Origin of the sequence: Kitasatospora sp. DSM 101779, assembly GCF_025655475.1 — a bacterium.
In the GTDB taxonomy this organism is placed as follows: domain Bacteria; phylum Actinomycetota; class Actinomycetes; order Streptomycetales; family Streptomycetaceae; genus Kitasatospora.
In genome coordinates, this window is sequence record NZ_JAHTIK010000001.1 from 3,123,176 (window position 1) to 3,134,273 (window position 11,098).

An 11,098-nucleotide genomic window follows, 5' to 3' on the forward strand; every position below is an offset into this window, starting at 1 on the left:
CGTGGCTCAGCCGAGCGGCCGGTTGACCTCGACGTTCTCCAGCAGCCCGAGCGCGTCGGGGACGAGCACGGCGGCCGAGTAGTAGGTGCTGACCAGGTAGGAGATGACGGCCTTGTCGTCGATGCCCATGAAGCGGACGTTGAGGCCGGGCTCGTACTCGTCGGGCAGGCCGGTCTGGTTGAGGCCGATCACGCCCTGCTCCGCCTCGCCGACGCGCATCGCGACGATCGAGGTGGTGTGGCCGCCGGTGACGGGGATCTTGCCGCAGGGCAGGATCGGCACGCCGCGCCAGGCCGGCAGGTGGTGGCCGCCGACCTCGACGGTGCCGAAGTACAGGCCGCGCCGGTTGCACTCGCGGCCGAACGCGGCGATCGCCCGCGGGTGGGCGAACAGGTGGGTGGTCTGCCGCCGCATGCTGAGCAGCTCGTCCAGGTCGTCCGGGGTGGGCGGCCCGGAGTGGGTCTGGATCCGCTGGTCGTAGTCGGCGTTGCTGAGCAGCCCGAACTCCGGGTTGTTGACCAGCTCGTGCTCCTGGCGCTCGCGCAGGGCCTCGATGGTCAGCCGCAGCTGCTGCTCGGTCTGGTTCATCGGCTTGTTGTAGAGGTCGGCGACCCGGGAGTGCACCCGCAGCACCGTCTGCGCGACGCTCAGCTCGTACTCGCGCGGGGCGAGTTCGTAGTCGACGAAGGTGGCCGGCAGCTCGTGCTCGCCGGTGTGGCCGGCGGACATCTCGATCGCGGCCTCGCCGTGGCTGTTCTGCGGCCGGTGCCCGTTGCCGGAGAGGCCCTGGACGTGGTCGCGCAGCTGCTGGTACTCCGCGGCGACCAGCTGGTACGCCTGGTGGGGCAGGGCCAGCACGGTGACCGCGGTCGCCGCCTTGGCGGTGAAGTCCCAGTCTCCGTCGAGCCCGCCGAGCACGTGGCCGCCGAAGGACGCGCCGTCGGCCAGCACGCCGAGGACGGTCTCCTCGCCGTACTTGCCGGCGCCGATCTGCTCCACCTTGCCGTGCGCGATCAGGTAGACGTGGTCGGCCGGGCGGCCGCGCTCGACGATCACCTGGCCGGGCTCGAACTCCTGCTGGACGAAGCGGCCGGCGAGGGCGCCGAGCGCCAGCGGCTCGTCGAAGCCGCGCAGCAGCGGCAGCTCGCCGAGCTCCGCGGGGACGACCTGGACCCGGGAACCGGTCTTCACGAAGGTCAGCCGGCCGTCGCCGACGGCGTAGCTCAGCCGCCGGTTGACCCGGTAGGTGCCGCCGGACACCCGGACCCACGGCAGTGCCTTGAGCAGCCACCGCGAGCTGATCTCCTGCATCTGCGGTTGCGACTTGGTGGTGGTGGCGAGGTTGCGCGCCGCCGCCGTGCTGAGGCTGAGCTGGATCCGGTCCTGTGCGCCGGCCGGCTGCGGCGCGGGCTGTGTCTCGACCGTCATGGGACACCTCTCGAACGTCGTGGGAGGCCGCCATGGCAGGTCGGCGGCCACTCTCCGCACACGGATCACATCGCACGGCCGCACCCGGACGGCCGAGGCGCGCGCGGTGCCCGGGTGCCACGGATGCACTCGAATGGCCGCACGCCCCCCGGGCACCTCCTGCGCTGCGCGCGACCTCGGACGGTCCGGCCGGAACCCGACGTCAGGTGCGAAAAACCGGATGAGAAATGACCGGGCAACGCCTACCCTCGGCCGCGATGTCCACGAACCAAGCCCCCGACGGCCCCCGACGGTCCACCGTGCGCTCGCTGCTGCGCCTGTGGCCGTACGCCCGGGTCGCCCGATGGCGGATCGCCGGCTCGGTCGCCGCCGCGCTCACCGCCTCCGTCAGCGTGCTCGCCGTGCCGGTGGTGCTCCGCCGGATCGTCGACGGCCCGATCGCCGACCACGACATGGCCGCGCTCTGGCCGCTCGCCGGCCTGCTCCTGCTGCTCGGCCTCGCCGAGGCGGGCCTGTTCGGGGTGCGCCGGGTGGTCGTGGCCCGCCCGCTGGCCCGGGTCGAGGCCGCCATGCGCGGCGACCTGTACGCCAAGCTGCAGCGGCTGCCGGTCTCCTTCCACGACCGGTGGCCCTCCGGTCAGTTGCTCAGCCGGGCCACCTCCGACATGTTCACCATGCGGCTGTTCCTGGCCTTCCCGCTGGTCTTCCTGATCGTCAACTGCACGGTCTTCCTCGTCGGCACCGGCCTGATGTTCACCCTGGACTGGCGGCTCGCGCTGATCGCGCTGATCCCGATGGGTCCGCTGACCTGGCTGACGCACCACTTCGAGCAGCGGTACTCCGGTGCCGCCCGCCGGGCGCAGGACCAGAACGGCGACCTCGCCACGGTGGTCGAGGAGTCGGTGCTCGGCATCCGCATCCTCAAGGCCTTCGGCCGGCACCGCACCATGGCCGAGCGCTTCGCCGAGCAGTCCCGCTCGCTGCGCGAGACCGAGCTCGGCAAGGCGGGGATGCTGGCCAACCTCTGGGCGGTCATCGTCGGCCTGCCGGAGCTCGCGCTCGGCGCGGCCCTGGCGCTCGGCGCCGTCCTGGTCGCCCACGACGAGATGTCGGCGGGCACCCTGGTGGCCTTCCTCTCCACCGCGCTGGCCCTGCGCTGGCCGGTCGAGTCGCTGGGCTGGCTGGTCGCGTACGCCAACGAGGCCGCCACCGCCACCGACCGCTTCTACGAGGTGATGGACGAGCCCGAGCCCGCCGACACCGGGCAGGACGGGCCCGGCCCCGCCGACGGCGAGCGGGGCATCCGGCTGTCCGGGGTGCGCTTCCGCTACCCGGACGCCCCCGCGGACAGCCCCGACCTGCTGTGCGGCATCGACCTGCACGTCCGGCCCGGCGAGACGATGGCCCTGGTCGGTGCGACCGGCAGCGGCAAGACCACCCTCACCGCCCTGCTGCCGCGGCTGTACGAGGCCACCGGCGGCACCGTCGCGCTGGACGGCCGGGACATCCGCACGATCCCCCGGGCCGAGCTGCGCGAACTGGTCGCCGTGGCCTTCGAGGAGCCGACGCTGTTCTCCGCCTCGGTCGCCGAGAACGTCCTGATGGGCGCACCGGCGGCAGGTCCCGACCGGCTGGCCGCCGCCCTCGACACCGCCCAGGCGGACTTCGTCGACCGGCTGCCGGCCGGCACCGCGACCCAGGTCGGCGAGCAGGGCCTCAGCCTCTCCGGCGGCCAGCGCCAGCGCCTCGCGCTCGCCCGCGCCGTCGTCGGCGACCCGCGCTTCCTGGTGCTGGACGACCCGCTCTCCGCCCTCGACGTGCACACCGAGGCGCTGGTCGAGCAGGCGCTGCGGCGCGTCCTCGACGGCACCACCGCGCTGGTCGTCGCGCACCGCCCGAGCACGGTCATGCTGGCCGACCGGGTGGCCGTGCTGCACGAGGGCAGGATCGCCGCCGTGGGCACCCACCACGAACTGCTGCAGAGCTCCGCCGTCTACCGGGAGCTGATGACGGGCGAGGCCGCCCCCGTACCGGAAGGGATCAGCACCCGATGAGCACCACCGCGGTCGACGCCGCCGAGGAGCTGGCCGAGGAACTCCCGGCGCCCGCCGAGGACGAGGACATCCCCGTCCCCGCGGGCGCCGCCCGCCGGCTGCTCGGCGAACTGCTCGGCCCGCACCGCGGCCGGATCGCCCTGGCCATGCTGGTGATCCTCGTCCAGCAGGCCGCCCTGCAGACCGGGCCGCTGCTGGTGGCCTTCGCGATGGACCGCGGCATCCCGGCCCTGCGGGACCACGACAGCGGACCGCTGATCGCGGTGATCGCGGCCTACCTGGGCTGCGCCGCGCTCAGCACCGTGCTGCAGCGCGCCTTCATCCGCTTCTCCGCCCGGATCAACCAGGACGTGCTGCTGGACCTGCGCGGCCGGATCTTCCGGCACGCCCAGCGGCTCAGCCTGGACTTCCACGAGCGCTACACCTCCGGCCGGATCATCTCCCGCGCCACCAGCGACGTGGACGCGTTGCGCGAACTGCTCGCCGAGGGCCTGCAGGAGCTGCTCTCGGTGGTCCTCTCGGTGTTCTGGATCTCGCTGGTCCTGATGGTGATGGACTGGCGGCTCGGCCTGCTGTCGCTGCTGTCCTTCCTGCCGATGTACCTGAGCATCCGCTCGTTCCGGCGGCGCTCGCAGCGGGTCTACCGGCGCTCGCGGACGGCGGTCGCCGCGGTGATCGTGCGCTTCACCGAGACCATGAACGGCATCCGCCCGGTGCAGGCCTTCCGCCGCGAACGGGCCAACGACGAGGCCTTCGGCACGGTCAACCACCAGTACGCCGGCACCACCGCGGACGGCCTGCTGGAGATGGCCAGGTACGTCACCACCTCGCGGGCGATCGCCAACGTGTGGATCACCGGCGTGGTGGTGGCCGGCGCCCTGCTGGTCGCCGACGGCTCCGTCGAACTCGGCGTGCTCACCGCTTTCGTGCTCTACCTGCGCCGGCTGTACGAGCCGCTCGACCAGCTGGCGATGTTCCTGAACAGCTACCAGTCGGCGGCCGCCGCGCTGGAGAAGATCGCCGGCCTGCTGGCGCACGAGCCCTCGGTGCCCGAGCCGGCCGACCCCGCACCGCTGCCGGAGCACCCCGTGAAGGGCCGAACGGTCTCCTTCGACGGCGTTCGCTTCGCCTACCGGACGGGCAAGGAGGTGCTGCCCCGGTTCGACCTGGTGCTCCCGGCCGGGCGCACCACCGCGGTGGTCGGCGCGACCGGCGCCGGCAAGTCCACCCTGGCCAAGCTGCTCGCCCGGTTCTACGACCCGACCGACGGCCGGGTCGCGCTCGACGGCGTCGACCTGCGCGAGCTGTCCGGGGAGGAGCTGCGGCGCAACATCGTCATGGTCACCCAGGAGTCCTTCCTGTTCTCCGGCACGGTCGCCGAGAACATCGCGATCGGCCGACCCGGCGCCACCCGCGAGGAGGTCGAGCAGGCCGCCCGGGACATCGGCGCGTACGACTTCGTCGCGGCCCTGCCGGAGGGCTTCGACACCGACGTCCGCAAGCGCGGCGGCCGGATCTCGGCCGGGCAGCGGCAGCTGGTGGCCTTCGCCCGGGCGCTGCTGGCCGACCCGGCGGTGCTGATCCTCGACGAGGCGACCAGTTCACTGGACGTGCCGGGGGAGCAGGCGGTGCAGCGGGCCATGCGGACGGTCCTGGCCGGCCGCACCGCGGTGGTCATCGCCCACCGCCTCTCCACGGTCGAGATCGCCGACCGGGTCCTGGTGATGGACCAGGGCAGGATCGTCGAGGACGGCCGCCCGGCCGACCTGATCGGCGGCCGCGGCCGCTTCGCCGACCTCCACCGCACCTGGCGCGACAGCCTGGTCTGACGGGCAACCACCCAGGGGCGCGGGCCCCGGCCTGTGTGGGTATCCCGAGGGGCGCGGGGAACTGCGCGGGACGGAGGGCACGGACCGTAGCCTCTCGTCCCGCGCAGTTCCCCGCCCCCCTCGGTGGTTGCCCGGAATCGGCCCGAGCGCCGCGTCCGGACTGCGTAGTTCTCCCCCGGCATTCGGCCGGGAGGTGCCCCCACGCGGCCCTGAGTGGTTGCCCGATGCCGTCTAGCCAGGTGACTAAGCGCTTGCTTAGAATCGGGCCGGGTGCCGCGCCGCTGCGGCACGGCCGACAGCGACAGGAGCCTGCCATGACCGCAGCCAACCGCCAGATCCGACTCGCCGCCCGGCCGCAGGGTGCGCTCAAGCCCACCGACTGGGAGCACGCCACCGCGCCGGCCGCCGAGCCCGGCGAGGGCGAGTTCGCCGGCCGTACCCGCTTCCTCTCGCTGGACCCGGCGATGCGCGGCTGGCTGGACGACCGTCCCTCCTACCTGCCGCCGGTCGGCCTCGGCGAGGTCATGCGGGCCGGTTCGGTGATCGAGGTGACCGCCTCCAACCACCCCACGTACCGGGTCGGCGACCACGTGGTCGGCACCTTCGGCGTCCAGGAGCACGTGGTCTCGGACGGCCGCGGCACCATCAAGGTCGACCCGGCCGCCGCCCCGCTCTCCACCTACCTGGGCGCCCTCGGCATGCCGGGCATGACCGCCTACTTCGGCCTGCTGGAGGTCGGGGCCCTCAAGGACGGCGAGACCGTGGTCGTCTCCGGCGCCGCGGGCGCCGTCGGCAGCATCGTCGGCCAGATCGCGAAGGTGAAGGGCTGCCGGGTGATCGGCATCGCCGGCGGCGCCGAGAAGTGCGCGCTGCTCACCGAGGAGCTCGGCTTCGACGCCGCGATCGACTATCGCGGCGAGGACGTCCGCAAGGCGCTGCGCGAGCACTGCCCGGACGGCATCGACGTCTACTTCGACAACGTCGGCGGCCCGATCCTGGACGCCGCGCTGACCCGCCTGGCGATGCACGCCCGGGTGGTGATCTGCGGTGCGATCAGCCAGTACAACGCCGAGTCCAAGGTCGAGGGCCCGTCCAACTACCTGTCGCTGCTCGTCCGCCGGGCCCGGATGGAGGGCTTCGTCGTCTTCGACCACGCCGCCCGCTACAAGGAGGCCGCCGTCGAGATGGCCGGCTGGATCGCCGAGGGCCGGCTCAAGGTGAAGGAGCACATCGTGCGCGGCACCGTCGACGACTTCCCCGAGACCCTGCAGATGCTCTTCCGCGGCGAGAACGTCGGCAAGCTCGTGCTGGAGTTGGTGTGACGACGCAGCCCCCGCGCGACTGGGCGTCCTTCCAGTACGAGATCTACCTGAACGGCCTGATCAGCGGCAGCGTGCCGCGGTTGCCGACCGATCTCACCCGGCTGGAGCAGCTGGCGGAGCACCGGCTGGGCCCCGGCCCGTTCGGCTACGTCGCGGGCAGTGCCGGCAGCGGCGCGACCGAGCGGGCGAACCGGGCCGCGCTCGACGCGCACCGGATCGTGCCCCGGGTGCTGCGCGACGTGTCCGCGCGCGACCTGCGCACCGAGCTGTTCGGCCGGTCCCTGCCGGCGCCGCTGGCACTGGCACCGGTCGGGGTGCTGTCGATCCTGCACCCGGACGCCGAGCCGGCCGCGGCCCGGGCGGCCGCCGCCGAGGGCGTGCCCTTCGTGCTGTCCTCCGCCTCCAGCACGCCGATGGAGGAGGTCGCCGCGGCGATGGGCGACGGCGAGCGCTGGTTCCAGCTCTACTGGTCCAAGGACCGCGAGGTCACCCGGTCCTTCCTGGACCGGGCGAGGGCGGCCGGCTTCACCGCGCTGTTCGTCACCCTGGACACCCCGCTGCTCGCCTGGCGTCCGCGCGACCTGGACCAGGCGTACCTGCCCTTCCTGCACGGCGTGGGCACCGCCAACTACTTCACCGACCCGGCGTTCCTCGCCGGGCTGGCCAAGCCTCCGCACGAGGATCCGAACGCGGCCGTCCTGCACTTCGTCTCGCTCTTCGCCGACCCCGGCAAGACCTGGCCGGACCTGGCCTGGCTGCGGGAGCGCTGGGACGGCCCGATCGTGCTCAAGGGCGTCCTGCACCCGGACGACGCCCGGGCCGCGGTCGAGGCCGGTGTGGACGGCGTGGTGGTCTCCAACCACGGCGGCCGCCAGGTCAACGGCTCGATCGGTGCCGCCGCCGCACTGCCCGCCGTGGCGGCCGCCGTGGGCGAGCGGATCCCGGTGCTGTTCGACAGCGGCATCCGGACGGGCGACGACGTGTTCAAGGCCCTCGCCCTGGGCGCCGACGCGGTGCTGCTCGGCCGCCCGTACGCCTACGGGCTCGCCCTGGACGGGCAGGCCGGGGTGGCGCACGTGATCCGCTCGCTGCTCGCCGAGTTCGAGCTGACGCTGGCGCTCTCCGGGCACCGCTCCCCCGGCGGACTGGACGCCTCCGCGCTGGGCTGACCACACCGGTACCGGGCCGACCACCGGCACGCGCAGGTGCCGGGCGGGCCGATCGGCCCGCCCGGCACCTGCATTCGCCCTACCCGCTCAGCGCAGCACGCCTGTGTCCATCCCGCCCGACTCCGCCGGCGCCGCGACCAGCCCCGGCTCGGCCGGCGAGGCCAGCAGCCGGTGGGTGGGCAGCACCCGCACGGTGTAGCCGAACGGGCCGGTGCGGTCGAGCGCCAGCGGGCCCTCGTAGCGGTGGCGCCCCTCCAGGTCCGGGCCGCCGGCCGGCTTGAGGGCGAGCACCGCGGCGTCCGAGATCCGGTCGGACTCGTCGACCCGGCCGGAGACCACCTGGACCTCCACGTCGGCCGGCTCCAGCGCTCCGAGCGACACCTGCACCCGCAGCTCCAGCGCCGAGCCGAGCTCCTGCGCCTCGCGGCAGCCGTCCGCCTCGACGTGCTCGACCCGGACGGCCGGCCAGGCCTCGCGGACCCGGGCCTTCCACTCGGCGAGCTCGCGGGCACCCGCGTGGTCGGTGCCGCCGACCGCCGCGGCGAGCGTGCGCTGCGCGGCCGCCGCGGGGGCGTACAGCCGCTCGACGTACTCGCGCACCATCCGGCCGGCCAGCACCTTGGGCCCGAGGGTGACCAGGGTGTGCCGGACCATCGAGATCCAGCGGTGCGGCAGGCCGTCGGCGCCGCGGTCGTAGAACCGGGCGGCGACCTGGTGCTCGATCAGGTCGTAGAGCGCCGCCGCCTCGATGTCGTCGCGCCGCTCGGCCTCCGGGCTGTCCGGGTCGACCCGCTCGGGGCCGGAGACGTCCGCGGTGGGGATCGCCCAGCCGTTGCGGCCGTCGAACCACTCGTCCCACCATCCGTCCAGGATCGAGAGGTTGAGGCAGCCGTTGAGGGCGGCCTTCATCCCGGACGTGCCGCAGGCCTCCAGCGGGCGGAGCGGGTTGTTCAGCCAGACGTCGCAGCCCGGGTAGAGGTGCTTGGCCATGGCCATGTCGTAGTCGGGCAGGAAGACGATCCGGTGGCGTACCGCCGGGTCGTCGGCGAAGGCGACCAGCTGCTGGATGAGCCGCTTGCCGCCGTCGTCGGCCGGGTGGGCCTTGCCCGCGACGACGATCTGCACCGGGCGCTGCGGGTCCAGCAGCAGGGCCCGCAGCCGGGCCCGGTCCCGCAGCATCAGCGTGAGCCGCTTGTACGAGGGGACGCGGCGGGCGAAGCCGATGGTCAGCACGTCCGGGTCGAGCACGCCGGCCGTCCAGCCGAGCTCGGCGTCGCCGGCGCCGCGCTGGCGCCAGGAGTTGCGCAGCCGGCGGCGGGCCTCCTCGACCAGCTGGGCCCGCAGGATGCGGCGGACCTCCCAGATCTCCTCGTCGCCGATCCGCTCGATGCCCGTCCAACGGCGGGCCTCGCCGGTGGTGATGGCCTCGTCGGCGCGCTCGGCGCCGATCTGCCCGGCGCCGAGCCGGACGACCGCCGGGTCGATCCAGGTCGGCGCATGGACGCCGTTGGTGATCGAACCGATCGGCACCTCGGCGGAGTCGAAGCCCGGCCAGAGCCCGTTGAACATCGAGCGGCTGACCTCGCCGTGCAGCGTGGAGACGCCGTTGGCCCGCTGCGCCAGCCGCAGGCCCATGGCCGCCATGTTGAACAGCTTCGGGTCGCCGCCCTGCCAGCTCTCCGCGCCGAGCGCCAGCACCCGGTCGGCCGGGACGCCGGCCAGCGCCGCGTCGCCGCCGAAGTGACGGGCGACCAGGTCGCGGTCGAACCGGTCGATGCCGGCGGGGACGGGCGTGTGGGTGGTGAACACCGTGCCGGCCCGGACGGCCTCCAGCGCGGCGCCGAAGTCCAGGCCGCGGCCGCCCTGCTCGACCGGCGCGACCAGCTCGCGGATGCGCTCCACGCCGAGGAAGCCGGCGTGGCCCTCGTTGGTGTGGAAGACCTCCGGCGCGCGGTGACCGGTGAGCCGGCAGTAGGTGCGCACCGCGCGCACGCCGCCGATGCCGAGCAGCATCTCCTGGAGCAGCCGGTGCTCGCTGCCGCCGCCGTACAGGCGGTCCGTCACGTCCCGGTCGGCCGGGGCGTTGGACTCGATGTCGGAGTCCAGCAGCAGCAGCGGGACGCGGCCGACCTGGGCCTTCCAGATCCGCGCGCCGAGGGTGCGGCCGGCCGGCAGCGCGAGGTCGACCCGGCAGGGGCTGCCGTCCTCCTCGCGCAGCAGGCTGACGGCGAGTTCGTCCGGGTCGAGCAGCGGGTAGCGCTCCTGCTGCCAGCCGTCCCGGTCCAGCGACTGCCGGAAGTACCCGTGCCGGTAGAACAGGCCCACGCCGATGATCGGCACGCCGAGGTCGCTGGCGGCCTTGAGGTGGTCGCCGGCCAGGATGCCGAGGCCGCCGGAGTACTGCGGCAGCGCGGCGGCGATGCCGTACTCCGGGGAGAAGTAGGCGATCGCCTCGGGCAGCGGGCTGCCCGCCCCACCGACCGGCGGCGCGGACTGGTACCAGCGGGGCCCGGCGAGATAGTCCCTCAGGTCGTCGTGGAGGTCGCCCAGTCGGCGCAGGAAGCGGCGGTCGGCCGCGAGCGCGGCGAGCCGGGCGGCCGGCACCTCGCCGAGCAGCCGGACCGGGTCCTCCCCCACGGCCGCCCAGACCTCCGGATCGACGGAGCGGAACAGCTCCCTCGTCTCCGGGTGCCAGGACCAGCGCAGGTTGAGCGCGAGCTCGTGCAGCGGCTGGAGTTGTTCGGGCAGGACGGTGCGGACGGTGAATCTGCGGATTGCCTTCACAACGTGAAGCCTAGAGCCTCCACGCCGCCTGAACGGGTGTCAGCGGACGCTTTGCACACCCGTTCGGCGTATTGGTGAGATCGCAATCGGCGCAGTGCTGCGAACGGGGGGCGCACGGGGCGCACGTTGCCGAAAAGGCGCGCCCCTGGCGCGTGAATTCCCCGCAACGGCCGCGTTTCCACTGGCCGATATGCCCCTGCATACCGTCCGAAATCGCGCGATTACCGGCCCGTAGGTCTTGCCGGTGGTGCGAGGATGCAGAAAGGTCGTTGGTGCGGCAGGGAGTGCAGGCCGAAAGGCGCCCCCTGCTGTTCCATGTCCGGAACATGCCCTGCTGACGAGCCCTCACCCTCCATCGCCCATTCGGCCGCTGCCGCTGCCCCTCGGCGTGTCCTCACACCTCACCCGATCGTTTTTCGGGTGGGTCGGGTCGCTCCGGGGCGCGTCCCTCGGGGCGCGCGCCGGGACGCACGCGCCTCGCGGGACGGGCCGCGCCGGCCGGCGGTCGGGGC

The 11,098-nt window shown here is 73.6% G+C and carries 6 protein-coding genes; 4 read left to right on the forward strand and 2 right to left on the reverse strand.

All coding sequences use genetic code 11. From position 1 onward, the window contains the following. Positions 1–6 precede the first annotated feature (6 nt). Positions 7–1,428 (reverse strand): family 2B encapsulin nanocompartment shell protein, encoded by a 1,422-nt coding sequence (locus KSNIM_RS14250; RefSeq protein ID WP_263103591.1) that lies wholly within the window; start codon positions 1,426–1,428, stop codon positions 7–9. A gap of 257 nt (positions 1,429–1,685) precedes the next feature. On the opposite strand from KSNIM_RS14250, the gene KSNIM_RS14255 reads away from it, so the two are divergent. From KSNIM_RS14255 to KSNIM_RS14270, 4 genes are all read left to right on the forward strand, one after another. Next, a complete protein-coding gene (locus KSNIM_RS14255) occupies positions 1,686–3,482 on the forward strand; it encodes an ABC transporter ATP-binding protein (protein WP_263103592.1) in 1,797 nt (598 codons plus the stop codon). Continuing rightward, a complete protein-coding gene (locus KSNIM_RS14260) occupies positions 3,479–5,311 on the forward strand; it encodes an ABC transporter ATP-binding protein (RefSeq protein WP_263103593.1) in 1,833 nt (610 codons plus the stop codon). Before KSNIM_RS14255 ends, KSNIM_RS14260 begins: the two co-directional genes overlap by 4 nt. A 314-nt stretch (positions 5,312–5,625) precedes the next feature. After that, a complete protein-coding gene (locus KSNIM_RS14265; protein WP_263103594.1) occupies positions 5,626–6,633 on the forward strand; it encodes an NADP-dependent oxidoreductase in 1,008 nt (335 codons plus the stop codon). Further along, positions 6,630–7,802, forward strand: coding sequence for a lactate 2-monooxygenase (locus tag KSNIM_RS14270; protein WP_263103595.1), 1,173 nt, complete (start codon positions 6,630–6,632; stop codon positions 7,800–7,802). The genes KSNIM_RS14265 and KSNIM_RS14270 overlap by 4 nt, the downstream gene beginning before the upstream one ends. 87 nt (positions 7,803–7,889) lie before the next feature. Here the strand turns inward: KSNIM_RS14270 and glgP are convergent, their stop codons facing one another. Then, the gene (glgP, locus tag KSNIM_RS14275) at positions 7,890–10,586 is read right to left on the reverse strand and encodes an alpha-glucan family phosphorylase (RefSeq protein WP_263103596.1); all 2,697 of its coding nucleotides are present in this window, start codon (positions 10,584–10,586) and stop codon (positions 7,890–7,892) included. Positions 10,587–11,098: the final 512 nt, after the last annotated feature.